At 66.2% G+C, this 24,372-nt stretch carries 29 protein-coding genes; 11 read left to right on the forward strand and 18 right to left on the reverse strand.

Features of this window, described 5'->3' with window-relative positions; genetic code table 11:
* Positions 1-14 precede the first annotated feature (14 nt).
* The gene (locus J5M86_RS11335; protein WP_188059328.1) at positions 15-875 is read right to left on the reverse strand and encodes an SDR family oxidoreductase; all 861 of its coding nucleotides are present in this window, start codon (positions 873-875) and stop codon (positions 15-17) included.
* Between the two features lie 91 nt (positions 876-966).
* Positions 967-1,935, reverse strand: a complete 969-nt coding sequence (locus J5M86_RS11340) for a class I SAM-dependent methyltransferase (protein ID WP_208965020.1) — start codon at positions 1,933-1,935, stop codon at positions 967-969.
* A gap of 174 nt (positions 1,936-2,109) precedes the next feature.
* On the opposite strand from J5M86_RS11340, the gene J5M86_RS15615 reads away from it, so the two are divergent.
* Both J5M86_RS15615 and J5M86_RS11345 read left to right on the forward strand, forming a co-directional pair.
* Complete coding sequence (locus J5M86_RS15615) at positions 2,110-2,238, forward strand: hypothetical protein (protein ID WP_256433480.1); 129 nt, start codon at positions 2,110-2,112, stop codon at positions 2,236-2,238.
* A 269-nt stretch (positions 2,239-2,507) separates the two neighbouring features.
* The gene (locus J5M86_RS11345) at positions 2,508-3,341 is read left to right on the forward strand and encodes a hypothetical protein (RefSeq protein ID WP_188059326.1); all 834 of its coding nucleotides are present in this window, start codon (positions 2,508-2,510) and stop codon (positions 3,339-3,341) included.
* A 63-nt stretch (positions 3,342-3,404) separates the two neighbouring features.
* Here the strand turns inward: J5M86_RS11345 and J5M86_RS11350 are convergent, their stop codons facing one another.
* Positions 3,405-3,686 (reverse strand): DUF1540 domain-containing protein, encoded by a 282-nt coding sequence (locus tag J5M86_RS11350; RefSeq protein ID WP_188059325.1) that lies wholly within the window; start codon positions 3,684-3,686, stop codon positions 3,405-3,407.
* A gap of 261 nt (positions 3,687-3,947) precedes the next feature.
* Between J5M86_RS11350 and hchA the strand changes: the two genes are divergently transcribed.
* Positions 3,948-4,814 carry a glyoxalase III HchA gene (hchA, locus tag J5M86_RS11355; RefSeq protein WP_244328336.1) on the forward strand — a complete coding sequence of 289 codons (867 nt, stop codon included), beginning with the start codon at positions 3,948-3,950 and terminating at the stop codon, positions 4,812-4,814.
* Between the two features lie 71 nt (positions 4,815-4,885).
* On the opposite strand, the gene J5M86_RS11360 is transcribed toward hchA, so the two are convergent.
* Positions 4,886-5,563 carry a DUF998 domain-containing protein gene (locus J5M86_RS11360; RefSeq protein ID WP_188059323.1) on the reverse strand — a complete coding sequence of 226 codons (678 nt, stop codon included), beginning with the start codon at positions 5,561-5,563 and terminating at the stop codon, positions 4,886-4,888.
* A 53-nt stretch (positions 5,564-5,616) separates the two neighbouring features.
* Between J5M86_RS11360 and J5M86_RS11365 the strand changes: the two genes are divergently transcribed.
* Complete coding sequence (locus J5M86_RS11365; protein ID WP_188059322.1) at positions 5,617-6,201, forward strand: TetR/AcrR family transcriptional regulator; 585 nt, start codon at positions 5,617-5,619, stop codon at positions 6,199-6,201.
* On the opposite strand, the gene J5M86_RS11370 is transcribed toward J5M86_RS11365, so the two are convergent.
* From J5M86_RS11370 to ychF, 4 genes are all read right to left on the reverse strand, one after another.
* The gene (locus tag J5M86_RS11370; RefSeq protein ID WP_371811175.1) at positions 6,169-6,792 is read right to left on the reverse strand and encodes an AAA family ATPase; all 624 of its coding nucleotides are present in this window, start codon (positions 6,790-6,792) and stop codon (positions 6,169-6,171) included. The two genes, J5M86_RS11365 and J5M86_RS11370, sit on opposite strands and share 33 nt — an antisense overlap.
* On the reverse strand, positions 6,789-7,046 hold the full coding sequence (locus J5M86_RS11375) for a type II toxin-antitoxin system RelE/ParE family toxin (RefSeq protein WP_188059320.1): 258 nt from the start codon (positions 7,044-7,046) through the stop codon (positions 6,789-6,791). Before J5M86_RS11375 ends, J5M86_RS11370 begins: the two co-directional genes overlap by 4 nt.
* 12 nt (positions 7,047-7,058) lie before the next feature.
* Positions 7,059-7,301, reverse strand: coding sequence for a type II toxin-antitoxin system prevent-host-death family antitoxin (locus J5M86_RS11380; RefSeq protein ID WP_188059319.1), 243 nt, complete (start codon positions 7,299-7,301; stop codon positions 7,059-7,061).
* Positions 7,302-7,389: 88 nt separating this feature from the next.
* Complete coding sequence (ychF, locus tag J5M86_RS11385; RefSeq protein ID WP_188059318.1) at positions 7,390-8,469, reverse strand: redox-regulated ATPase YchF; 1,080 nt, start codon at positions 8,467-8,469, stop codon at positions 7,390-7,392.
* 30 nt (positions 8,470-8,499) lie between these two features.
* On the opposite strand from ychF, the gene J5M86_RS11390 reads away from it, so the two are divergent.
* Positions 8,500-9,624, forward strand: coding sequence for a DUF389 domain-containing protein (locus tag J5M86_RS11390; protein WP_188059317.1), 1,125 nt, complete (start codon positions 8,500-8,502; stop codon positions 9,622-9,624).
* Here the strand turns inward: J5M86_RS11390 and J5M86_RS11395 are convergent.
* A complete protein-coding gene (locus tag J5M86_RS11395; protein ID WP_188059316.1) occupies positions 9,542-10,891 on the reverse strand; it encodes an MFS transporter in 1,350 nt (449 codons plus the stop codon). The two genes, J5M86_RS11390 and J5M86_RS11395, sit on opposite strands and share 83 nt — an antisense overlap.
* 115 nt (positions 10,892-11,006) lie before the next feature.
* On the opposite strand from J5M86_RS11395, the gene J5M86_RS11400 reads away from it, so the two are divergent.
* Positions 11,007-12,218 carry a DNA recombination protein RmuC gene (locus J5M86_RS11400; RefSeq protein WP_188059315.1) on the forward strand — a complete coding sequence of 404 codons (1,212 nt, stop codon included), beginning with the start codon at positions 11,007-11,009 and terminating at the stop codon, positions 12,216-12,218.
* On the opposite strand, the gene J5M86_RS15790 is transcribed toward J5M86_RS11400, so the two are convergent.
* Positions 12,210-12,503, reverse strand: a complete 294-nt coding sequence (locus J5M86_RS15790) for a monooxygenase family protein (protein ID WP_188059314.1) — start codon at positions 12,501-12,503, stop codon at positions 12,210-12,212. The two genes, J5M86_RS11400 and J5M86_RS15790, sit on opposite strands and share 9 nt — an antisense overlap.
* A 186-nt stretch (positions 12,504-12,689) precedes the next feature.
* Here J5M86_RS15790 and J5M86_RS11410 point away from each other — a divergent pair, with 186 nt between their 5' ends.
* The gene (locus J5M86_RS11410) at positions 12,690-13,919 is read left to right on the forward strand and encodes a threonine/serine exporter ThrE family protein (RefSeq protein WP_188059313.1); all 1,230 of its coding nucleotides are present in this window, start codon (positions 12,690-12,692) and stop codon (positions 13,917-13,919) included.
* A 28-nt stretch (positions 13,920-13,947) separates the two neighbouring features.
* Here J5M86_RS11410 and J5M86_RS11415 read toward each other — a convergent pair whose 3' ends face one another.
* On the reverse strand, positions 13,948-14,967 hold the full coding sequence (locus J5M86_RS11415; protein ID WP_188059312.1) for a 4-hydroxy-3-methylbut-2-enyl diphosphate reductase: 1,020 nt from the start codon (positions 14,965-14,967) through the stop codon (positions 13,948-13,950).
* Between the two features lie 346 nt (positions 14,968-15,313).
* On the opposite strand from J5M86_RS11415, the gene xseA reads away from it, so the two are divergent.
* Together xseA and J5M86_RS11425 are read left to right on the forward strand one after the other, a co-directional pair.
* A complete protein-coding gene (gene xseA / locus J5M86_RS11420; RefSeq protein ID WP_188059311.1) occupies positions 15,314-16,555 on the forward strand; it encodes an exodeoxyribonuclease VII large subunit in 1,242 nt (413 codons plus the stop codon).
* 10 nt (positions 16,556-16,565) lie between these two features.
* Positions 16,566-16,823, forward strand: a complete 258-nt coding sequence (locus tag J5M86_RS11425; protein WP_188059310.1) for an exodeoxyribonuclease VII small subunit — start codon at positions 16,566-16,568, stop codon at positions 16,821-16,823.
* A gap of 86 nt (positions 16,824-16,909) precedes the next feature.
* Here J5M86_RS11425 and J5M86_RS11430 read toward each other — a convergent pair whose 3' ends face one another.
* The gene (locus J5M86_RS11430; protein ID WP_208965021.1) at positions 16,910-17,557 is read right to left on the reverse strand and encodes a DUF4245 domain-containing protein; all 648 of its coding nucleotides are present in this window, start codon (positions 17,555-17,557) and stop codon (positions 16,910-16,912) included.
* Between the two features lie 65 nt (positions 17,558-17,622).
* On the opposite strand from J5M86_RS11430, the gene glpX reads away from it, so the two are divergent.
* Positions 17,623-18,615 (forward strand): class II fructose-bisphosphatase, encoded by a 993-nt coding sequence (gene glpX / locus J5M86_RS11435; RefSeq protein ID WP_188059308.1) that lies wholly within the window; start codon positions 17,623-17,625, stop codon positions 18,613-18,615.
* Between the two features lie 8 nt (positions 18,616-18,623).
* On the forward strand, positions 18,624-19,565 hold the full coding sequence (locus J5M86_RS11440) for a carbohydrate kinase (RefSeq protein WP_188059307.1): 942 nt from the start codon (positions 18,624-18,626) through the stop codon (positions 19,563-19,565).
* On the opposite strand, the gene J5M86_RS11445 is transcribed toward J5M86_RS11440, so the two are convergent.
* The 6 genes from J5M86_RS11445 to J5M86_RS11470 form a co-directional block, all read right to left on the reverse strand.
* Positions 19,534-20,301: an energy-coupling factor ABC transporter ATP-binding protein gene (locus J5M86_RS11445; RefSeq protein WP_188059306.1), complete on the reverse strand. Its 768-nt coding sequence runs from the start codon at positions 20,299-20,301 to the stop codon at positions 19,534-19,536. The two genes, J5M86_RS11440 and J5M86_RS11445, sit on opposite strands and share 32 nt — an antisense overlap.
* A complete protein-coding gene (cbiQ, locus tag J5M86_RS11450; RefSeq protein WP_188059305.1) occupies positions 20,298-21,059 on the reverse strand; it encodes a cobalt ECF transporter T component CbiQ in 762 nt (253 codons plus the stop codon). Before cbiQ ends, J5M86_RS11445 begins: the two co-directional genes overlap by 4 nt.
* Complete coding sequence (locus J5M86_RS11455; protein ID WP_188059304.1) at positions 21,056-21,412, reverse strand: PDGLE domain-containing protein; 357 nt, start codon at positions 21,410-21,412, stop codon at positions 21,056-21,058. The genes cbiQ and J5M86_RS11455 overlap by 4 nt, the downstream gene beginning before the upstream one ends.
* Entirely contained in the window at positions 21,409-22,101 is a 693-nt protein-coding gene (locus tag J5M86_RS11460; RefSeq protein WP_188059303.1) for an energy-coupling factor ABC transporter permease, read from the reverse strand. Before J5M86_RS11460 ends, J5M86_RS11455 begins: the two co-directional genes overlap by 4 nt.
* 122 nt (positions 22,102-22,223) lie before the next feature.
* Entirely contained in the window at positions 22,224-23,480 is a 1,257-nt protein-coding gene (locus tag J5M86_RS11465) for an ABC transporter ATP-binding protein (RefSeq protein WP_188059302.1), read from the reverse strand.
* Positions 23,481-23,522: 42 nt separating this feature from the next.
* A complete protein-coding gene (locus J5M86_RS11470) occupies positions 23,523-24,347 on the reverse strand; it encodes a carbohydrate ABC transporter permease (RefSeq protein WP_370587307.1) in 825 nt (274 codons plus the stop codon).
* Positions 24,348-24,372: the final 25 nt, after the last annotated feature.

Consider the following 24,372-nt stretch of genomic DNA (forward strand, 5'->3'; position numbering starts at 1 on the left):
GCGCGGGGGCTCGCTCAGAAGACCGGCTTGCCCCCGGTGACTCCGAGCACGGTGCCCGAGACGTACGCCGCCTCGTCGGACGCGAGAAAGACGTAGGCCGCCGCGACCTCGACCGGCTGACCGGCCCGTCCGAGCGGCGTGTCCGAACCGAAGCCCGCGACCTTGTCCGGCGACATCGTCGATGGAATGAGGGGCGTCCAGATCGGCCCGGGCGCAACGGCATTGACGCGGATTCCACGAGAGCCGAGCTGTCCAGCCAGATTGACCACCAGGTTGTTGAGAGCGGCCTTGGTGGCTGCGTAATCGAGCAGGTGCTCACTGGGTGAGTACGCCTGGATCGATGTCGTGACGATCACCGAACCACCACCGGCCAGTTCATCTGCGAGTTCCTGCACGAGCCAGAAGGTGGAAAAAACGTTGGTGGCGAAGGTCCGTTCGATCTGGCCGACGGGAAACTCCTCGACGTCCTCATGGGTCATCTGATACGCGGCGTTGCAGATCAGGATGTCGAGACCATCGAGGCCGTCACGAGCCTCGCGGGCCACCCGGATGTTGTCGTCCTCGAGGCGCAGATCGGCTTCCATCAGGACGCATCGTCGCCCCTCGGATTCCACCAGTTCTGCCGTCTGCCTGGCGTCCTCACGCTCTTGGGCGAGATGGGTGATGGCGACATCCGCACCCTCACGGGCGAAGGTGAGTGCGATGGCCCGACCGATGCCGGAATCGCCGCCGGTGATCAGCGCCTTGCGGCCGGGCAGCCGACCGCGACCGGTCCACGACCGCTCACCGTGGTCGGGACGGGGTTCGAGTGCGTCGACCGTTCCGGGCCACGTCTGTTGTTGGGAAGGGATCTTGGCGAGCTCCTCGTTCGTCATCAATTCAGTCTGGTTGCGCGCTGGCGAGGCAGAAACACCCGGCAGGGTGCCGGTCGGACCCCTAGCGCCGCCGATCAGGCGACTGATGTCGTCAACCGCGTGTGGTCGTCCTGGTGACGGTGAACGAGCGGTCCTGAGCAACCCGGCGGGTGGGTCCGAGTCGCTGTTGCAGTTCCCGCTGCCACGGCAGGTGGGAGTTGAAGACGCACCACAGGTCACCGCCGGGACGCAGCACCCGCGCGGCCTCGGAAAACATCTCAAGCGTGTCGGCCGACTCCTTGGCCACGCCCCGATGGAAGGGCGGATTGGTGACGACGGCGTCGAAGGAATCGTCCGCATAGCCCTCCAGCCCAGCACCCCAGCTCACGTCGACCTCGACATTGTTGGCGGCGGCGGTGGCACGGGTCGCAGCTACTGCCGACCATGACACGTCCCGTGCGCTGACGCGGTGTCCGGCACGGGCCAGGGCGGCGGAGATCACCCCGTTGCCGCACCCGAGGTCGAGCACGTCGGCACCGCAGACCTGCATGGTCTCCAACAGCAGTCGGGTGCCGCGGTCGAGTTTGGTGCCGCCGAAGGTCGCGCCGTGAGCGGCGATCACGAGCCCGAGGTGCGGGTCGTGACGCTGCTGCGGCCACTTCGCGTCGCCACCCAACGGCTGCGATGCCCGCAGCACTCGCGCCTTCTGCCATCCACGGCTCGCCGACACCTGGGCGAAATGGCGGCTGAGCGTGTCGTTCATCGAGTGGTTCATGTGTTTGATGCGGCCCCCGGCCACCAACTGGAGGTCGGGTGATCTTTGGACGCGAGCAGCGATCTCGTCCAGCGCCGCGAGCGCCTTGGGTAGCCGGACGAGTGCGAGATCGACACCGGCGAGGTCAGCGGGCTCCACCAGCAATGCAGGGTCGACGGTTCGCGCATCCCGCCAGTCGTCACACCAGACGCGGACGTCCTGACTGAGCGACAGAGCGTGATCGACCAGGCCCGGTGCGTCGACGACAGCGACCGCACGCGCCGCCCCGGGGGCTTCGTCGCGGATGAGTTGGTCGACCACGTCCATGGGGCCACTATCGGGCATCGGGGCGGCCCACCCGGTCGCGGGTGGGCCGCCTTGGGCGCCCGAAGTGCAGCTGCCCTATACGGCGTCGACCTCCGAGTCGACCTTCTCCTGCGTAACCGGGGCCGGCGTCCGATGGCGCAGGGAGAGCAGTCGGGCGTGCCCGCTCCGGCGTAGATGAGTCGTCCACCGGCGCGCAAGCGCTCGACGATCACCGCGATCGCAGCGCTGATCTGCGGCTCGGCGGCTTCGACCGCGATCGCCACTGTTCGGTCGACGTCCATCTGGGCACGAACCAGTTGGTGAACGTCGAGCTCTTCGAGGTGCACGTCCGGGCGCGATCGCTCGGTGTCGAGCACCGCGAGCTCGGCGCCAGAAGCAAGCCATTGGTCTAGTTTTTTTGCTTGATACGTGCGTTGATGCGCTCGGCGCGCCCGACGATCTGCCCCAGTGCCCTCACAGCTGCCGGCCCCGGTTCAATCCATGGATACTCGGCGCCGCTCGATTTGCGCCGCGACAGCGCCACCATTTAGGTTTACCTAACCTAAGTCGCACTCTCCGGAAGTGGAAATGCCGTGGAACCGACCAGCCACACCAGCACCGCCCGAGCCATCGCGCCGACCCTCCAGTCGACGGCACGCTCGACGGCTCACCGACTCCTGGCCGGAGCCGGCCTGGCGCATGTCGTCGCCTATGACCACGATCCGAACCACTCCTGCTCGACCCTCACCCACGGCCAGAGCCGGTTCGGCGACCTCATGGTTGCGGGCGTGCCGCACCCGTCCGACCCCTTGGCCCAGCAATCGGACAGCTCGATCCGGGTGCGCCTCGACATCGTCAAGGAAGCGCCGGAGTTCCGCGTGCGGGTCACCGCATCCACCCTGCACGCACTCGGTTCGCTGCGGTGGCTGAGCCCCTCGGTCGCACAGCGCTACCTCGACGACGGACGACTCGACGCAGCCCTCGCCGAGAGCACGGGCGGCGACGGCGCCATGCTGGGCATCATCGACGTCGCACAGGTGCATCTGCACCACGCATCCGGCACCACCACGATCCACGCCGATGCACTCGGCGAGGGCCCGAGCTCGTCCTTGTTCCCCTTCCCCGGCGACGACTGGGCCGCCCGAGATCTGCTGTGTGCTGTCACGGACGACGATCCGAGCGTGCTGCTGCGTCATCCCGGCACGATCACGATGTCGTCTCGGGAGCGGAGCAGCTGCTCCGCGGTGGCCGGCCACTGCTACTGCGTCGATGTCGACCGGTTCGGCATCACGTTGATGAACATCACGGAGCGCTCGGCCACAGTGAGCTTCGTCCCCCTGCCCGCGCCGGTGTCGAACCTCGGTGAACTAGCGGCTGGCCTCGACCAACTGGTGCGCATCGCTCGCCTCCAGTCGGCCCGCGCCTGACCAGCGACCAACAATGAATCAGCCCCGGCACATTGCCGGGGCTGATTCATTGAAAAGTGCGCGTCAGCTTGCCTCGTAAGAAAGGCAGTTGGCGGTGTCGGCGCCGATCTCGATCTTGTCTGCGCCGCACAGCAGGTTTTCGTTGTGGGTGCATTCCAGACGCTGGCAGACAGCCACGCGGCCGCTGTCGGAGACCGTACCGGCGCGAGCGTCGAGGTCGGTGAAGGTGGTGCAGGAAGCCGCCGATCCGGTGCCGCCGACGGTGATCGCGAAGGCGTTGCAGCCGCCGTCGTTGAAGGAGCAAGCGGTGGTCGCACAGGACGACACGAGCGAAAGAGTGGCCATGATTCATCCTCTGGGAGCGAACGTTGATTCGTGCAAATGACTTCATCAAGATAAGCCGGAATAGGAACTTTGCATAGACAGGAAAGGCTGCCCTTGCCTATTAGTCTTTAACAAACATTTCCATGACGTAAATATTTCGGTCTCCGTCAGGAGGACGCGGGCCGAGGGTCCGAAGAGAATCTGCATGCCCTCGAACGCACCGCGCGGCCATGCCCGGTGATGTACTGCTGTCCTCCACCGTCACACCGAGAGGGCGATGCCTTGTCTGACCACGACAACTCCCAGGACCGCAATCCCACGCCCGACCGCGCCGAGGACAACGCGTTCTTCCCCAGCCCGTACTCGCTGTCGCAGTACACCTCCGACAAGACCGATTTCGACGGCCTGGCCACCCACGACACGTACAGCGGCGGCACGTGGAAGATCCTGACGATTGCCACCGAAGAGCGTTACATGCTGATGAAGAACGGGAAGTTCTTCTCCACCGGCAACCACCCCGTCGAAACACTTCTCCCGCTGCACCACATGGTCGAGGCTGGATACGGAATCGACGTAGCGACCATCTCCGGCGGGCCCGGCAAGTTCGAATGGTGGGCGTTCCCGAAGGAGGACGACGCGATCGCGGCTACGTGGGAACGCACCGAGCACGAGTTCAAGAGCCCGAAGAGGCTCGCTGATGTCATCGCTGAAGGTCTGGACAACTACGCGGCGATCTTCATCCCCGGCGGCCACGGTGCCATGAACGCCCTCCCGTTCGACCAGGACGTACGCGACGCACTCGACCACTTCATCGACAACGACAAGTTGATCATCACCTTGTGTCATGGTCCGGCAGCGCTGCTCGCGGCCAGCGTCGGCCGCGACACCAACCCGTTCGCCGGGTACAAGATCACCGCCTTCCCCGACTCCCTCGACTTCGGAGCGAACCTTGAGATCGGCTATCTCCCCGGCGAGATGCCGTGGAAGCTAGGCGAGGCGCTGAAGAAGGATGGCATTGAGATCATCAATGCCGACATGTCGGGCGCAACCACGCGCGACCGCAATCTGCTGACCGGTGACAGCCCGCTGGCGGCCAACCAACTCGGCAAGGACTCGGTGACCGCTCTGCTGGAGAAATTCGGCAACTGAACTGCTGCGCTGTCGAGCGCCATGACGCTTGAGGTGTACTCGCTTCAAGCGTCATGGCGTTCAAGCCGGGATCACGCAGCCGTGTCCGCCATTGTTCGTACGCCTCGCACGGCAATGACTCCGAAGATCAGCTCACCGACCATCACGGTGTACACGGCGCCCCGCTCGAAGATCGGTGCAAACGTCCATAGCGACGGGCTCACCGCGAGCAAGAGCACCAGAGAGACCAAGCCAACTGCGCCGAGCCCGATGGACGCGCGCTGCACCCACTCCGGGAGAAAGTCTCGCAACACCGAGGCACCAGCGACCATGACCGCGAGATTGCCACCGACGATGGCAGACATCGCGCCACCGAAGTGATAGACAGCCAGCCCGGCAGCAACATTCTCTTGGTTGCCATTCACGAGCCCAACCAGACAGATACCCAGCCCATGCAGGACCGCAAGAGCGAGCAAAAGCGTGCCCCGGCGAGCCTGAGGATTGGCGAAGAAGATCAAGGCCGCGCCGAGGATGAAGAGCAGACCCTGCCCCACGAACCCGGCGTTCATCACCACCGCCAACTGGGAGTCGATCGTGCGCCCCTGGAACGTCTGAGGCTCTGGGACCCCGAGGTCACTGATCCAGTTGGTCGCGTAGTTGTATCCGCGAAACCCAGTCGCGGCCACGGTCTCCGCCAGGAGATACCACACGCCAGCGAAGCCCATCAGCGCCATGCCGGTATAGGTGAGGGGCGAAGTAGACTTGCCCATACTGACCATATTAGTCGATGATTGACCGTGTTGGTCAAACTGGAGGTGTGGAGATGGTTCGTCCCACGCGTGCTGCATTGGACGACGCAATCCTGGACGTCGCAGCTGGCCTATTCGCAGTGCGAGGATTCCGAGGCACCTCGGTGCAGTCCGTTGCCGACGCCACCGGGTATTCCAAGGGCGCGATCTTGGCTCGGTTCAGCTCCAAGGAGCTGCTCTTCGACGCAGTCATCGAACGATGCGTCTCGATGGCCGCCGCGTTGAGCGCGTCCGTGGAGTCGCTGCCGGCTGGCGCAGATCGCGATGCGAAGGCCGTCGCGGGCTTCGTCGACCTGTCGTTTTCACACCCGGGCAACGGTGCGTTGCTCATGGCAGCGATCTTGTCTCCGGACCAGGAGATCCGCATGGCGTTGGACCGGACGACCCCTCACATCTGGAACATTTTCGGTGCCAGCCAGGACGATGCTCGCGCCGATCTCGACGCAAGCCTTCTATCCCCAAAAGTGTTGGAACGGCGGGTTCGGGTGGTGTGTGCGCTCGGAGGCGTTAGCGCCACTGTGTCCGCTACCGAGGCAGCCGACATTCCGGGACTGCGCCCCCTCCTCTCATCGATCGCCGCGGAGACATTGCGAGGTTGAGTCCTGCACGCCGATGAGTGCGTCCGCGATCTCAGGTGCGGCGCTGGTCGCCGTGTCGAACTCCAGCACTTCATCAGACCAGTTGGCGTAGCTGGCACGCCTGCGTTCAACGTCTGCCCACGTCGGCTCTCCGACATGAGCGAGGCCCCGATCCCTGCCATCCAGCCTTCGCTTGTGCTCTGTCGGGTCGGATAGCACGAGGTGCACGAAGTCGAGCCGGGCGCCAGTGCGCGCCGTAGCCGTCCGCCAGGTCTGTCGGGCCTCATCGCTGTCGTTCACTGCGTCGACCACGACATCGCGACCCAATGCCAGGTTCCGCTCTGCCATCGCCCGCGCCGACTCGTAGGCCGCAACGCCAACCTGCCACCCGGCCTGCAAACCACAGGAGAGGATCGCTTCCTCGATGTCGTCGATGGACAGGTGAGCAGCGCCACTGCTCACCGCGAAAGCCTGCGCGACGCTCGTCTTCCCGACTCCGGGCAACCCGGAAATGACGACGAGCCGCCCAACTATGCAATCTGCAGCGGCTTGGACGCGCGGATCGCGACGCCTGCTATCGGAATTCACAAGGTCGCCTGCCTGGCCAGTCACCGGTAGACATCTCGCCGATGGCCGATCCGTAACACCAGGACGAGCAACTCGTCGTCGATGACGTCGTAGATCACGCGGTAGTCAGCGACACGGATTCGCCTCTCCCCGTTACCGCCGCTCAGCTGAAGACTTCCTGGAGGGCGCGGATCGTCGGCGAGCGCCTTGATTGCATCCTTCAGTCGAGCGGCAACCTGCGGATGGAGCTTACGGAAGGTCTTGGCGGCTTCCCGCGCGATAGTGATCCGGTACGACACGATTCGTCGGAGTCAGAGCCCAAGCTCTTCCATGAGGTCGTCGAACGGAATACGAGGCTCCTTCCTCGCTTCCGCTGCCGCACGGATATCCGATTGGTCCTCAAGCGCTTGCATCGCACGTTCGAAAAACTCGGGCGACACCACTACGGCACGACGACCTGCACCGCGGGACGTGATTTCGACAGGCTCGCGCTGCGCAGCAGCGATGTAGTCGCTCTGTCGGCCACGGAACTGGGAAAGCGTCGCTGACTTCATGCATCGATCGTACGACTTGTACAAGTTGTACGCAAGGTGCGATGTGCCCGAGACCCCGCAGATCACCGGCCGTTGAACCGGCTTTCGACTAGACGTTGAACCGGAACTCGACCACGTCGCCGTCCTGCATGACGTAGTCCTTGCCCTCCATGCGCGCTTTGCCCTTGGCGCGGGCTTCGGCGACCGAGCCGGTCTCCACAAGGTCTTCGAAGGAGATGACCTCGGCCTTGATGAAGCCCTTCTGGAAGTCGGTGTGGATCACACCCGCGGCCTGCGGGGCCGTCCAGCCCTTGCGGATCGTCCAGGCGCGGGTTTCCTTGGGGCCGGCGGTCAGGTAGGTCTGCAGGCCGAGGGTGTTGAAGCCCTTGTGCGCCAACTGGTCGAGACCGGGCTCTTCGATGCCGACCGACTCCAGCAGTTCACGGGCTTCGGCGTCGTCGAGTTCGGCGACTTCCGACTCGAGCTTGGCGTTGAGGAAGATCGCGTCGGCCGGTGCGACCAATGCCTGCATCGTGGCCTGGAAATCCTCGTCGGTGAGCTGGTCCTCGTCCACGTTGAAGACGTAGATGAACGGCTTGGTGGTCAGCAGACCGAGTTCGCGCACGGCCTCCAGGTCAACCGCGCCCGGGTGCTTGGAGAGCGGGTCGCCGGCTTCGAGGATCTTCTGCGCGGCGACGGCTGCGTCGAGCACCGCCTTGTCGGTCTTCTTGCCCTTGACCTCCTTGTCGAGGCGCGGCACGGCCTTCTCGAGAGTCTGCAGGTCGGCCAGGATCAGCTCGGTGTTGATGGTCTCCAGGTCGGACGACGGCTCGACCTTGCCATCGACGTGGTGCACGTCGTCGTCCACGAACGCACGCACCACCTGGCAGATCGCGTCGGCCTCGCGGATGTTGGCCAGGAACTTGTTGCCCAGCCCTTCACCCTCGGAGGCGCCCTTGACGATGCCGGCGATGTCGACGAAGGACACCGTCGCAGGCAGGATCTGCGCAGAACCGAAGATGCCGGCAAGCACCTTCAGCCGCGGATCCGGCAGCGGGACGACCCCGACGTTGGGCTCGATCGTCGCGAACGGGTAGTTCGCGGCGAGCACGTTGTTCTTGGTCAGGGCGTTGAACATGGTCGACTTGCCGACGTTGGGAAGTCCGACGATTCCGATGGTGAGGGCCACGGGACAAGGAGTCTAACTACCCTTTGCGACATGCTCGTCCACCTGCGCCTCACGGTGCCTGCTCACCTGGTCGATCCGGTGCTCGGCCTGCTGTGCGACAAGCCGGCCGTCACCAACGTGATCCGGCTCCCTGGCGCCAGTCTGGAGCCGGCCGGCGACCTCATTCAGGCAGATGTCGCGCGGGAAGTCGCCAGCAGCATTTTGGAGGATCTTTCCGATCTCGGTCTCGACGAAGAAGGCGGTATCGCGCTCGTCCCGCTGACCGCCACCCCGTTCCGACGAGCGCACGAGGTCGAAGAGGCGGCCGCCGGCGATCCGGACGACGCCGTGGTCTGGGACGTGGTGAAAGAGCAGGCCGCCAGCGCCGTGCGCCCCACGGTCACCTTCCATCTCTTCCTGCTGATCGCGGTGATGTTGGCGGCCATCGCGGTGCTGACCGACTCATCGATCCTGGTGATCGGCGCAATGGTGGTCGGACCGGAGTTCGGTACCGTCGCCGCGATCTGCACGGGCCTGGTGCTTGGGAAGGGCCGGTTGGTCGTCCAAGGCACGAAGCTCCTCGTCCTCAGCTTCACCTTCGCGATCGCCGTGACCACGGCTGTCGCGTGGCTCGGCAGACTCCTGGGCTGGATCACCTACGAAATGGTGATCAGGCCAAGGCCTCAGACGGCATTCATCTGGCATCCCGATTGGTGGTCCTTCATCGTCGCGCTGCTGGCCGGCGCGGCCGGCGTGCTCGCGCTCTCTGCCGACAAAGGGCAGACCATGGTCGGCGTCTTCATCTCGGTGACCACCGTGCCGGCCGCGGGCAATCTCGCGCTCGGGCTCGGGCTGACGGCCGGCTCGGAGATCATCGGCTCACTGCAGCAACTCGGCATCAACCTCGCCGGCATGTTGATCGCCGGCACGATCACCGTCCTGATCCAGCAATTCGCCTGGGAACGGATGGACAAGCTGACCCCAGCCGTTGTTCCGGCCGGTGAACCGTCGGCACTAGCGCCGACTCGACGGCACCGGAAGGTGGCGGCCCAGTCGGGTGCGGAGCAGTATCTGATGAGGTTCCGCCTGCGGGTCAGGTGTTCTGCAGTTCCTTGCCCCGCCACTCCGGGAGGCCGAGCGCGGCCAGCATCGCCACCGCGAAGGACACCCCGATGAGGACGAAGGTCGGACCGGTGCCGTGGTTGTCATGGACCCACGGCACGAGGAGCGGGCCGATGATCGAGGCGATACGTCCGAAGGCTGTCGCGCTTCCACTACCGGTGGCGCGGAAGGTGGTCGGGTAGACCTCCGGCGTGACAGCGTAGAGCGCACCCCAGGCGCCCAGGTTGAAGAACGAGAGCATGCAGCCGCTGACGAGGATCGCCGTCTCCGATCCCGACTGTCCGAACGCGATGGCCGAGACCGCCGAGCCGAGCAGGAAGCTGGCGAGGGTGAACCGGCGTCCGACCTTCTCGATCAGGACGGCCGCCACGGCATAGCCAGGCAGTTGGGCGAGGGTGATCCACAGTGTGAACTCGAACGACTTCGCCATGGGGAAGCCCTGGGCGACCAGGAAGGTCGGAATCCAGAGGAAGGCACCGTAGTAGGAGAAGTTGACGCCGAACCAGGTCAGCCACAGGGCGACGGTGCGGCCGGCAAAACGCTTCTCCCACAACGCCTTCCACGATGGCTTGGCGATCTGCTTCGGAGCGGGCGAGGGCACCGGCGCGATACCCGCAGACTCCTCGAAGCGGCGCACTGAAGCCTCCGCCTCGTCCACCCGTCCGGCTCGTTCGAGAAAGCGCACCGATTCCGGCAAGCCGCGGCGCACGTAAAGGGCGTAGAACGCAGGCACCACGCCGATCACCAGCGCCCAGCGCCAGCCGTTCTCCTGCGGCACGACGTAGTAGCCGATGAGCGCCGCAAGGATCCAACCGACCGCCCAGAACGACTCCAGCAGGACGACCATCCGACCGCGAATGCGCGCGGGTGCGTACTCACTCACCAACGTCGACGCCACGGGCAGCTCGGCGCCGAGACCGAGCCCGATGACGAACCGGAACACCACGAGCATCCAGAAGCCGGTCGACAGCGCTGAGAAGCCTGTGGCGAGGCCGTAGATGACGAGGGTGAGCGCGAAGACATTGCGTCGTCCGATGCGGTCGGCGAGGTAGCCGCCCACGGACGCCCCGACCGCCATGCCGATGAAGCCGACGGAGGCCAGCCACGAAACCTGTCCCGTCGAAAGGCCCCAGTCCTTCTTGATCGCGACCATGAGGAAGGAGATGAGACCGACGTCCATCGCATCCAGCGCCCAGCCGACGCCGGAGCCGCCGAGCAGACGTCCGTGCAGACGGGTGAATGGCAGTCGGTCGAGCCGCTGGCTGCGAGTGAGCTCTTGCGTGGAGTCCGTACTGTCGGCGCTCTTGGCCAGGCTGGACATCGTGCCTCCTGATGGAGTGGCGGGTGCGCTGGGCAACCTACCGCGCATCGAGCTCCCGTGCGGCCCGGACAGCAGCACAGCGATCGTTGTCGGTGCCCGATGACATGGTGAACCCATGAACGACATCGGGTTCTTCGTGGGTCTCGCGCTCGGCGCGCTTCTGACCGGGTTGGTGCTGTGGTCATGGCTGCGCGGCCGGTACGAGGGGCGCCTGGTCGCCGCCAGCACGCAGGCTGCACTGCTGCGGGAACGGGTGGTCGACCTCGAATCGCAGCTGGGCGACGACCAACAGACCGCACAGGCGCTCGCGCCACTGTCGTCAACACTGGCTCGGGTCGAACGCCAGGTTGAGGCGATCGAACGAGAGCGCGCCACGCAGTACGGCGCCCTCGGCGCCCAGTTGCGTGCGGTCAGCGAGACCACCGGCGCCCTCCACCAGCAGACCTCGGCGCTCGCCGGTGCGCTGAAGTCGTCCAACACCTCCGGCGCGTGGGGTGAGATGCAGCTGCGCCGTGTGCTCGAACACGCTGGCTTGCTGCGCCACTGCGACTTCGACGAGCAGGTGCGCTCGATCAGTCGCCATGGCAAGGAGATCCGGCCGGACGCGGTAGTGCGCCTGCCGGGCGAGAAGGTGTTGGTGATCGACTCCAAGGCACCCGTGCAGCACTTCCTCGCAGCGCACGCGGAGGGCGTCGACGACACCGAGCGGGAGCAGTTGCTCCACGCCCACAGCCGAGCTCTGCGCGGACACGTGGAGTCACTCGCGGCCAAGGACTACTGGAGTGGTTTTGCCGCCGCCCCGGAGGCGGTGCTGTGCTTCGTGCCCTCGGAAGCGATGCTGGCCGCCGCCGTGCGTGCTGAGCCCGACCTCATCGATCGCGCGATGGCACGCCGGGTGTTGCTGGTCTCCCCCACCACGCTGCTCAGCGCGCTGCAGACCACCGCGCTGGTGTGGCGACAGGACACGCTCGAATCCAACGCCCATGAATTACTCACGCTGGGCCGTGAACTCTATGAACGGCTCGGCACCCTCGGCCGCCACACGAACAAGATGGGCGACTCCCTTCGTCGGTCGGTGGAGGCCTACAACGCGTTGGTCGGCACCCTCGAGACGCGGGTGCTCGTGTCGGCCCGACGCATGGAAAGTCTCGGGGTGGGGTCCGATCCCGTGCCGCAGGTGCCCGCCGTCGAGCAGGCACCACGCCCGTTGACCGCGGCCGAGCTCATCGACGCCCTGGAGGAGGACGTGCAACGGCCGCAGCTGCGCTTCGACCTCCCCGCGCCCGACCGCCGTCCCGACTCGGGCACAGCCTCCGAGTCAGCCTGAGGCCGCGCCGGCGGACGCCTGCCTCATCCGCTGCCGCGCCGTCGCAAGGCCCGCGCCGACTGGCCGCACCCCTACAGCTTTGGCCAGCCCGAAGGGCGGCATGTTGGCGTAGAGGGTTTCGTAGCTGCCGGCGCTGAATTCGTAGGTCTCGTGCCAAATGCCGACGCTGCCGTCCGCCCCGACTCGTCGCGTGAACGCGCGCCATGGCTCCAGATGAGGCGCGTCGCGATCGGTAGCGAAGGCGTGCAAATGCTCGGTCGACTGGCCCTTGCTGCAGCGAGTCACCCGCGCAATCGACGCCGGCGCTATCAAACCCTGCGACCCGCAACAGATCTCGCTGTCGATCTGGGCTGCGGTGCACGGCGCGGTGTCCCTGGAAAGTCAGGGCCTGACCGACGAGTCCGTTTTCACGGTGGTCCAGGAGTGCGTGCAGCGCGGCTGGGCGACCGACGCTCGGCGATAATCACCGTCGTGACCCACCGCGACGACGACCGCACCCGCCAACTGCTGGCGTACCTGTCGGCCGCATTGATCGCCGGAGGCGCTGCCTCGCACGAGGTGGAGCAGGACGTCCGGATGATTGCGCGACGTTTGGGTCACCCCACCGTGCAGGTGCATGCCCAGCCGGTCGGCGTAGCCCTGTCGCTGGGGCACGGCACGCCCGCCACCTATGAGTCCGTCGAGGGACCGTTACGCCTCGACCAATCGGTTGCGGTGGCTCGCATCCAGCGCGGCCTGCTCGACGGATCGATGAATCCGGACGACGCCCTGCTGCGGTTGCGCGGTCTGCGGGCCCAACCCCACCGGCACCCGGTCGGCGGTATGTATTTGGGCGGCATCTGTGTCGCGATCGGTCTTGCGCTCATCCTGCAGCCGTCCTGGAACACCGTCGGATTCGCCCTGCTCACCGCGCCCTTCGTCGTCGCGCTGATGAGACTGGCCGGACGCGGGCTCCTGCCGGCCGCACTCATGCCCTGCATCGCAGCCTTCGGCGTTTCCCTGGCTGCCTTCTGGGCGCACCAACACGGCTATGTCGCCAGCCCACTTCGCACTCTGCTGCCGCCAGTGGCTGTGCTGCTTCCGGGAGCCACGATCGTCACCGGATTGTCCGAACTGGTGAATGGTGCAGCGGTGGCCGGGACATCCCGGTTGGCCTACGGCGCAACGCAATTGGTCATGTTCGCCATCGGCATCATCGGCGCGGCCGCCTTGCTCGACGTCGATTCGGCAGCCTTGCAGAACACCCGCATCGACGACCTCGGCGTGTGGAGCCCGGCTCCGGGTCTGCTCCTCGTCACGGCTGGCATCTGCCTGATGGAGGCCGTGCCCCGCCGCATTGCTCCGTGGGTGCTGACAGTGCTGGCCATCACCATGGTCACCCAACTCACCGTCCAGGAAGGCTTCGGGCAGGTCTGGCCAGGAGCATTCGCCGGTGCCGCTGCGGCGACGCTGGCGGCGTGGGTGCTCGCGGCGTTGCGCGACCTGCCACGCATGGTGCTCTTCCTGCCCAGCTTCTGGCTGCTCGTGCCCGGCTCGGTCGGCCTCGTGTCAGTCGCTCAGCTGGGCCTTCGGCCGGAGTTGTCCGGACCGACGGGCAGCCTGGCCGTCAGCGTCATCCTGGCGCTCGCCCTCGGCCTGGTGGTCGGCACCACCCTCGCCCGCCTGGCCCGCACGCTCGGACGCCGCATCACCGCCGGTTAAGGCGGCAATCGTCCGTCGCTTCAGCGGATCAGTGCAGCGAACCGGCGTCGTGACGCACCTTGTCGGCGTCCTTGCCGTTCTTGGCCTTGAGGTCGCGACGTAGCTCCGTCGGCAAAGCGAACAGCAGGCTCTCCTCGGCCGCGACGATCGGCTTGACGTCCTCATAACCTCGCTCGGCGAGGTAGGAGAGCACGTCGCGCACCAGCACTTCAGGCACCGAGGCGCCGGAGGTGACGCCGACGGTCTGCACGCCCTCGAACCACGACTCGTCGATCTCGTCGGCATAGTCGACCAAGTGACCGGCCTTGGCACCGTGGTCGAGAGCCACTTCGACCAGACGCACGGAGTTGGAGGAGTTGCGGCTGCCGACGACGATCATCAGATCGGTCTCGGGGGCCATCTGCTTCACCGCGAGCTGACGGTTCTGCGTGGCGTAACAGATGTCGTCCGACGGCGGATCCTGCAACTTGGGGAACTTCTCGCGGAGGCGACGCACCGTCTCCATGGTCTCGTCGACCGACAGTGTGGTCTGCGAGAGCCAGACCACCTTGTCGGGGTCGCGCACCTCGACCTCGTCGACGTGGTCAGGGCTCTGCACCAGAGTGATGTGCTCGGGCGCCTCGCCGGCGGTGCCGACGACCTCTTCGTGGCCTTCGTGCCCGATCAGGAGGATGTCGAAGTCGTCACTGGCGAATCGCACGGCCTCGCGGTGCACCTTGGTGACCAGCGGGCAGGTGGCGTCGATCGTCTTCAGCGACAGCGAAGCCGCCTCCTCATGGACAACTGGAGCGACGCCGTGTGCCGAGAAGATGACCGTGGCGCCGTGGGGCACCTCGTCGGTCTCCTCCACGAAGATCGCGCCGCGCTTCTCCAGCGTGGTGACGACATGCTTGTTGTGCACGATCTCCTTGCGCACGTAGACCGGCGGGCCGTAGAGGTCGAGCGCCTTCTCGACCGTCACCACCGCGCGGTCGACGCCGGCGCAATAGCCGCGCGGGGCAGCGAGCAGAACGCGCTTGGAAGCGGTGGGTTCGATGGTGGCAGTCATGCCTTCCATGGTAGGCGAGTCGTGCGCTGACCCGAATTCCCGGCGATCGTCTCGCATGTCAAGACAATCCGATCTGGATGCAACCGAACCGCGACCCCGTCGCGTCAACCCCATGACGCGGACACGGGGGTGCCGCGGGGGATTGCAGGACCGAAGCGGTCCGGGTGTGTCGTTCAGGGGAGGGCACACCCGGACCGTTTCGCATTGGCCGGACGTCGTGGAGCCACAAACCGGACGCAAATGACACGTTTTTCGCGCAGAAACGTGTTATTTGCGTCCGGTTTGTGGAGGGGCGCCGAACCCGATCCTCCAGGCCAGCCGAGCACCGCCGCCTATTCTCGGGCAGGTGAGCTCTCCCATCCCTGAGAAGGCCGGCGACACCACCGCCGAGCAGCCATGGCCGCTGCGGCTGCTGTCGATGAAGATCGGTGAGTACGTCGAACGCATGCCGCCGGTGTGGGTGGAAGGACAACTCGTCCAGATCAATCGGCGTCCCGGAGCGCCGACGGTCTTCCTGACGTTGCGCGACACGGACGCCGATCTGTCGATGTCGGTCACCACCCACATCAACACGCTCAACGCGATGGGTCCGGCGGTGCAGCAAGGCGCGCGCGTGGTGATGCACGCCAAGCCGACCTTCTGGGCGACCAAGGGCACCCTCCAACTGGACGCCCGCCAGATCCGCGCGGTCGGCATCGGTGAACTCCTCGCCCGGGTCGAGCGGCTGAAGCAACTGCTGCGCAGTGAAGGCGTCTTCGACCAGTCCCGCAAGCGCCCGTTGCCCTTCGCTCCGCAACGGGTCGGGCTGATCTGCGGCCGCAACAGTGCCGCCGAGCGCGATGTCGTGGAGAACACCCGACGCCGTTGGCCTGCAACGACTTTCAAGATCCGGCAGGTGGCAGTGCAAGGTGTGAGCACGGTGGAGGAGGTCACCGCTGCACTCGCCGAACTCGATGCATCACCCGAGGTCGAGGTGATCGTCATCGCCCGCGGTGGCGGCTCCTTCGAAGACCTGCTCCCCTTCTCCAACGAAACACTCGTGCGCGCCGTCAGCGCTGCCCACACGCCGGTCGTCAGCGCGATCGGCCACGACGTCGACAACCCCCTTCTCGACTTCGTGGCCGACGTGCGCGCTTCCACACCCACCGACGCCGCCAAACTGCTCGTGCCCGACCTTCGTGAGCAACTGGCTCTAGTGCGGCGGCATCACGAAGCCGGCGCCCGCGCGCTGCACCAGCGCATCACCCAGGAGCGACACCGCATCGACATGCTGCGCAGCAGGCCGGTGCTCACCCGTCCGATGACCATGGTCGAGACCCGCCGTGAGGATGTCGACCGACTGCAGGACCGTGGTCGAATCCGGCTGTCGCATCGCCTCGAACGCGGGCACGACGAGATCACCCGACTCAGTGCACAGCTGCGAGCGCTGTCACCGCAGCACATCCTCGATCGCGGCTATGCCGTCGTGCGCCACGCGGACGGCGAGGTGATCTCCGATGTGGAGCAGGTGCACGCCGATGATCTGCTACGCGTGACGGTCGCCCGCGGCGATTTCGCGGTCAAACCAGTCGCAGCCAGCGACGCGTAAGGTGGCGGCCATGTCTGACCAGCCCTCGAAGTCGTCGACGAAGTCAGCAGCCAGCGATGCGAACGACGACATCGGCGACCTCGGCTACGAAGCGGCCCGCGACGAACTCGCCCGGATCGTGTCGACCCTTGAGAACGGCTCAGCCACCCTGGAGGAGTCGATGAAGCTCTGGGAACGCGGCGAGGCCTTGGCGGCCCACTGTCACCGGTGGCTGGACGACGCCCAGACCCGCGTCCAGAAACTCACCGACGACCGCGATCAGGACTGAGCCAGCACGGGACGAACATCCCCCAGTCCCGAATGCGATCAGGCGGTCGCAGCCAGGACGACCTCGCCGACTGACCCGAGCGGCGATCAGGACGTCGCGGCGGGCTTCAGCAGTCCGGCGAAAGTGACCAGCTGATCCCAGTCGGCCTTGCCGGTGACGATCGTGGCCATGCCGTTCAACGGCTCAGCCCGCACGATGCTCACCTGCTTGTTGGACGGGCGGTAGTACTTCGTCCACGTGGCTCCCCCGGCTTGCAGAGTGCCTTGCTCGGTGCCGTAGTTCGTCTGCTGCTTGCGCCACAACTCGTCCGGCTTGTCAGTCTGCAGCACCGCGATGTAGCGACTGTCGGGCAGGTCATAGCCCGCCTGCCAGGTCGGCGGCAGCTTCTCGAACTTCACGACGCGCACATTGGCCGGGATCCAGCCCTTGGGTGCCGGCTGCGGGTACGACACCGTCCACTTCTGGCTGATGTTGGTCTCGCGGGCGATGCCGGCGACGTCGACGCCAGGGCGGTTGACCTTCTCCACACGGGGCACCAAGGCGTTCCACCCCAGCACCGCGGCCGCGACCACGAGCATCGAAATGATCATGCTCTTGGCGTTGCCGGGCATGCCGCGACGCTTCGGCGGGGCCGGCTGCTCGGAGGCGGGTTGCTGCGGAGGGGTCTGCTGATCAGAGCTCGGCTGCTGCCGATCAGCGGAATTGTCGACGGTCACCTGCTCATCGTCCCTCATCGCCGGTCAACTGCTGTAATCGCACCGATAGGCTCGGGCCAATCCGCCACGATCGAAGGAGCACCATGACCACCGCTCAGCCCTCGTTCACGATCAAACCCGACCGCAACCTCGCCCTGGAGTTGGTGCGGGTGACGGAGGCGGCAGCGATGGCCGGTGCCCAGTACGTCGGCCGCGGCGACAAGAACACCGCTGACGGGGCGGCGGTGGCCGCGATGCGCGAGCTCATCAGCACCGTCTCGATGAACGGCACGGTCGTGATCGGTGAGGGCGAGAAGGACAACGCGCCGATGCTGTTCAACGGGGAGAAGGTCGGTGACGGCACCGGGCCCGAGGTCGATGTGGCGGTCGACCCGATCGACGGCACCACCCTGACCGCCAAGGGCATGAACAACGCGGTCGCGGTCATGGCCGTCAGCGAGCGCGGCTCGATGTACGACCCGAGCGCTGTCTTCTACATGGACAAACTGGCCACTGGTCCCGAGGCCGCCGACGTGGTCGACATCCGCCTCCCGGTGGCCGAGAACATCCGCCGCGTGGCCAAGGCCAAGGGCATGAACCGCTCCGACGTCACCGTGGTGATGCTCGACCGTCCCCGTCACGAGAAGCTGGGGCAAGAGGTGCGGGACGCCGGCGCCCGGATCCGCTACATCAGTGACGGCGATGTGGCGGGCGCGATCATGGCTGCCCGGGACGGCACGGGTATCGACCTGCTGCTCGGCATCGGCGGTACGCCCGAGGGCATCATCACCGCGTGCGCCATGAAGTGCATGGGCGGCGTGATCCAGGGTCGCCTCTGGCCCATCGACGACGACGAGAAGCAGCGCGCCATCGACGCCGGCCACGACATCGATGCGGTGCTCTCGACCGAGGAACTCGTCACCAGCGACAACTGCTTCTTCGTGGCCACCGGCATCACTGACGGGGAACTGTTGAAGGGTGTGCGTTACGAGCACGGTGGAGCCCTCACCCAGTCGCTCGTGATGCGCTCGCGCAGCGGCACGATCCGGCTGATCGAGGCGCGTCACCTGCCGTCCAAGGTCGACGACTACCGCTGAGGATCTCAATGCAATCCCCCACCTTGGTCGTCGGTGAAGCGCTCATCGACATTGTCCGGTCGACAGATGGCACGTCCCGCGAACACGTGGGCGGCTCACCGCTCAATGTCGCGATCGGCCTGGCCCGCCTGGGTCACCCCGCCCAGCTGGCGGCGTGGCTGGGTGACGACGAACGCGGTGCGGCCATCGTCGACCACCTCAAGCGCGACGGCGTCGAACTGGTCGAGGGCAGCCGCGGCGCGCAATGCACCGCCACCGCGAAGGCACTGCTCGACGCAACCGGCGCGGCCTCGTACGAGTTCGACATCGACTGGCAACTGCCGTACGAACTCCCCCAGCAGGACGTCGGCCATCTGCACACCGGTTCGATCGCCGGGGTGTTGCAACCCGGCGCGACGGGGGTGCGCGATGCGGCCCTGGCACATCGCCGGGTCGGCACGATCTCCTTCGACCCCAACTGTCGTCCGCAGTTGATGGGGCGTCCGGGAGATGTGCGCTCAGACATCGAGCAGTTGATCGGTTATGCCGACGTGGTCAAGGCCAGCGACGAGGACATCGAGTGGATGTACGGCGGCGCAGTGTCGGTCGGCGAGATGGCCAGGCTGTGGGCACAGCTCGGCCCCTCGCTGGTGGTCGTCACGCGCGGGCCGCAGGGCGCCATCGCGTGCCTGTCCAACGGCTCGGTCGAAGATCTGGTCAGACCCGTTGCGGGACAAAAGGTTTCGGTGGTCGACACAGTCGGTGCCGGCGATTCGTTCATGGCTGGCTTAATCAGCGGCCTGCTGGACGCCGGCCTGCTGGGCGATGTCTCGGCCCGCGCTCGCCTGGAGTCGGCGACCTGGTCTCAGGTGATGCCGGCTCTCGACCGAGGCATCGCAGCGTCGGCAGTCACGGTGTCGCGCGCGGGTGCGCAGCCACCTACCCGCGCCGAACTGGGCCTCGAGGGCTGACCTTCGACAGATCGAAGCCGTAGGGCAGTTCGAGCCGGTAGCGCTGCATCAAGTCGTTGTCGGCGAGCAGGTCGAGCGTGGGCCCATCGGCGACGATCACTCCGCCTGACAGCACGACCGACCTCTCACACAACTGCGCCGCGTAGGGCAGATCGTGGGTGACCATGAGCATCGTGACGTCCAGCGACTCCACGATCGCGGCAATCTCGCGACGGCTGGCCGGGTCGAGGTTGGAGCTGGGCTCGTCCATCACCAGGATCTCCGGCTCCATCGCCAGCACGGTCGCGATCGCGACCCGGCGCCGTTGTCCGAAGGAGAGGTGATGGGGCGGCCGGTCGGCGAACTCGGCCATACCCACCTGCTCCAGCGCATGGGTCACTCGCTCCTGGAGTTCGTTTCCGCGCAGGCCAAGGTTCCGCGGGCCGAAGGCGACATCCTGGGCGACCGTCGGCATGAACAGTTGGTCATCCGGATCCTGGAAGACGAGGCCGACCCGGCGGCGCACCTCCAGCAGATTCTTGTCGTCCACCGGCAGGCCGGAGACGGCGACCGAGCCAGCACCCGCAGGCAGGATGCCGTTCAGCTGCAGGACGAGTGTGGTCTTCCCCGCACCGTTGGGGCCGAGCAGCGCCACCCGCTCCCCACGGTGCACATGCAGGTTGACGCCGAAGAGCGCCTGGTGACCGTCGGGATAGGCGAAGGCGAGACCGCGGACGTCCAGCACGGGCGTGCTCACGACAGGTGGCTCACGATCGCGATCACCGTGGCGGTTGCGGGAATCGTCAGCGCACGTGCCCAGGTGGCTGGTGGTACGGGAGCACTCTCGCTGCGCGGCATCCGGCCACCGTACCCGCGGGCGAGCATCGCCAGATGCACTCGTTCGCCGCGTTCGTAAGAGCGGATGAACAACGCTCCGGCGGTGCTGGCCAACACTGGCCAGTGACGCACCGAGGACGCCTGGAAGCCGCGTGCCTCACGCGCCATCCGCATGCTGCGAAGCTGCCCGGTCACGACGTCCAGGTAGCGCACGGTGAACCCGAGGATCTGCACGAGCTGGCGCGGCAGTCGCAGCCGGTCGAGGCCGATCACGAGGTCGGGCGCCTGGGTGGTGGCAGCGAACAGCAGCGAGGCGAGGACACCGAGGGTGCCCCGGATGAGCAGGGCAATTGCGGCGTGCAGGCCGGGCTCGGAGACCTCGACGCCGAGCACCTGCGTCCGCGGACCAGAAGCGACGAAGGGCATCACGAGCGCGAAGACGATGAACGGGATCTCCACCCAGGCTCGGCGCGCCAGGTGGGCGATAGGCACCCGTGAGAGCCGCACCGCAGTGACCAACAACGCGGCGTGCATCGCGAACCACCACCACTGCGAGGTGCTGGTGACGACCACCGACACCACGAAGAGCAGGAGCGCGACCAGTTTGATCTCCGGCGCGAGTGCGTGCACCGGCGAATCGGCGTGGAAGTGCAGCGAATGCCCGTGGGACCCGCTCACCTCACGGCGTCGTCGCGGTCGTGCCGCTCCCCGGAGGTCGAGCGGCCGCGGCGCAGCAACCACACCAGGGCGCCCATCACCAAGGCGACGACCACCAAGCCGGCCAGACCCGCGAGTCCTCCCGACACTCGCGGATCAGCCACTCCGGAGACGGCGTAGTCCGCCAGCGGAGAGTCTGCGGTGTGCGAATCAGCCGCTTCGGAGTCGAAGCCGAGCTTCTCGGCGACGAATTCCAGGCCGTCCGGGTGACTGGAGGCATAGAAGGAGACCAGCCCGGCGAGCACGGCCGACACCAAGGCACCGACCAGGACCACCGTGCGGGTGGAGATACGACGAGGCGTCTGCGTGTTCATGCCGTCACCTCCGAGGTGCGAATCTCCAGTTGCTTGTCGTCCTGGTATCGGCGGGCACCGAACACCAGGTCTGGGCGAGCGGCCAGCACGGACGACACCGCAAGCGTGGTGATGATTGCTTCACCGATGCCGATCAGCAGGTGCCAGCCGACCATCGCGGTGGCCAGCTTGTCGAACGCGATCGGGGCGGTGCCGCCGATGGCGTACAGCCCGGCGAAGGTGAGCGCAGCCAAGGGCACACTCAGCAGCCCGGCTGCCGCGGCGGCCACCGGCACCATCGTCCGACGCTTGGGAAGCACTGCCTGCACACCGCGGAAGATGAACCAGCCACCCCACACCCCGACCAGGGCCATGAGGACGATGTTGGTGCCGAGGGCAGTCACGCCGCCGTCGGCGAAGAGCAACGCCTGGACGAGCAGCACGACGGTGATGGCAAGGGTGGCGGTGTAGGGCCCCACCAGGATGGCTGCGAGCGCACCACCGAGCAGGTGACCAGATGTGCCGGCACCCACCGGGAAGTTGAGCATCTGCGCGGCGAACACGAAGACGGCGACCAGCCCGGCGAGCGGCGCTGCGGCCTCGCTGAGCTCACGGCGAGCGCCGCGCAGGGCGAGGGCAACACCGGCCGCGGCGACGACGCCCGTGCCCACCGAGGTGGGGGCGTCGAGAAATCCATCGGGAACGTGCATGAGGCGCAGCCTATCGCTCAGATGCGACTCCATCGCATCTGGTGACCGACCTGCTTGGAACCGGCACCACAGCAAACGGCCCGCCCTCCGAAGGAGAGCGGGCCGCTTGCTGGAACCTGGCGTCAGGAAGCCTTGGACGCCTTGGCCTCGCGAGCGCGGGCGCGCTCGAGAGCAGCCTTGCGCTGCGCCTCGGAGTCGCGCGCGATCTCGGCGGCCTTCTCCTCGTTGCGAGTGAGGTTGGCACCCGACTCGGGGTCGAAGACGTGCATCAACGCCGGATCGAAGACCAGCTCCGCGTCGTCGCCCTCGAGCACCCGCGAGCGGGAGTCGAGGTTGACGATCATCTGGGTGCGCATGCCTTCACCGTCGAGGTCGCGGTCGAGCTCCTCGAGCTTGTGCTGCACGGCGGAGTCGGCCTCGAACGGGATGTAGGCGTACTGCTCGTTGCCCAGCCATTCGGTCTGGTCGACATTAGCGGTGAAGTTGACACCCTGGACGTTGTCGCCGAGCGAGGCGTCCTTGATGTACTCCGGCCGCAGACCGACGATGACCAACTCCTTGCCGCGCACCTTCTCCGCGAGCTGAGCGTCCATCGGGACGTCGACGAAGGGCAGCTTCAGCACATCGCCGTCGACGCGTGCCGGCAGGAAGTTCATCGGCGGCGAGCCGATGAATCCGGCGACGAACAGGTTGATCGGCTGTTCGTAGAGCTCGCGCGGCGAAGCACACTGCTGCAGCACACCCTTCTTCAGCACGGCCACGCGGTCGCCGAGGGTCATGGCCTCGGTCTGGTCGTGGGTGACGTAGATGGTGGTGATGCCGAGACGGCGCTGCATGCGCGCGATCTCGGTGCGCATCTGACCACGAAGCTTGGCGTCGAGGTTCGACAGCGGCTCGTCGAACAGGAACGCGTCGGCGTCGCGGACGATCGCACGGCCCATCGCGACACGCTGGCGCTGACCACCGGAGAGGTTGGCGGGCTTGCGCTCGAGGTGGTCGTTGAGCTCCAGCATGTTCGCGGCGTCCTTCACCTTCTGCTGGATCTCCTGCTCGCTGTGCTGGCCCTTGGCCAGGCGCAGCGGGAAGGCGATGTTCTCCCCCACGGTGAGGTGCGGGTAGAGGGCGTAGTTCTGGAAAACCATCGACAGGTTGCGGTCACGCGGGGCGAGGTCGTTGACCCGCTTGCCGTTGATCAGCAGGTCTCCTGTCGTGATGTCCTCCAGACCCACGACCATCCGAAGGAGGGTCGACTTACCGCAACCAGAGGGGCCGACGAGGATCATGAACTCGCCGTCGGCGATGTCCAACGACACGTCGTTCACGGCCGGGAAGCCATCGCCGTACTTCTTGACGATGTTCTTCAACTCGATGCTTGACATGAAATGTGCCTTTCTTTCCAAAGGGCGTTCGAGATGGCCCGGTCAGCCCTTGACGGCACCGGAGGTGAGGCCCGAGACGATCCGGCGCTGGAAGAGCAGCACCAGGATGATGACGGGAATGGTGACCACGACGGCGGCCGCACAGATGGCGCCCGTCGGCTGGGTGAACTGGCTCGCGCCGGTGAAGAAGGCCAGGGCCGCCGGCACCGTGCGTGCGTTCTCCGAGGTCAGGTTGATCGCGAACACGAAGTCGTTCCACGCGGTGAAGAACGCGATGATCGCGGTGGTGAAGACACCCGGTGCAGCCAGCGGGGCGATGACCTTGCGGAAGGCCTGCCAGCTGGTCGCGCCGTCGACCTGTGCCGCCTGCTCCATCTCCCACGGGATCTGCTGGAAGAAGGCCGACAGCGTCCAGATGGACAGCGGCAACGTGAGCGCGAGGTAAGGGATGACCAGACCCGGAAGGGTGTCGAACAGGCCCATCTGACGCCAGAGGTTGAACAGCGGCGTCACCATGGCGATGACCGGGAAGAACGACACTGCGAGCGCCGTGGTCAGGATCAGCTTCTTACCGGGGAAGTCCAGGCGCGAGATCGCGTAGGCACAGAACGTGGCGAGCACGACACTGATGAGCGTGGCGATCAGACAGACGATGATCGAGTTCCACAGGGCCGGCTTGAACAGGTCGCTCGCGCCGCCGGTGAAGATCAATTTGTAGTTGTCGAAGGTCGGGTCCTTGGGCCAGAAGTTGCCGAACATGTTCTGGCTCTTGTCGGCCAGTGCGGCATCCGATTTCAAGGACGTGGCGAAGATCCACAGGATCGGGATGATCGTCCAGAGCATCACCGGGATGGCGATGCCGAACATTCCCCACTTCGACTTGTTGCTGACG

Origin of the sequence: Yimella sp. cx-51 (assembly GCF_017654605.1) — a bacterium.
Classification (GTDB): Bacteria; Actinomycetota; Actinomycetes; order Actinomycetales; family Dermatophilaceae; genus Yimella.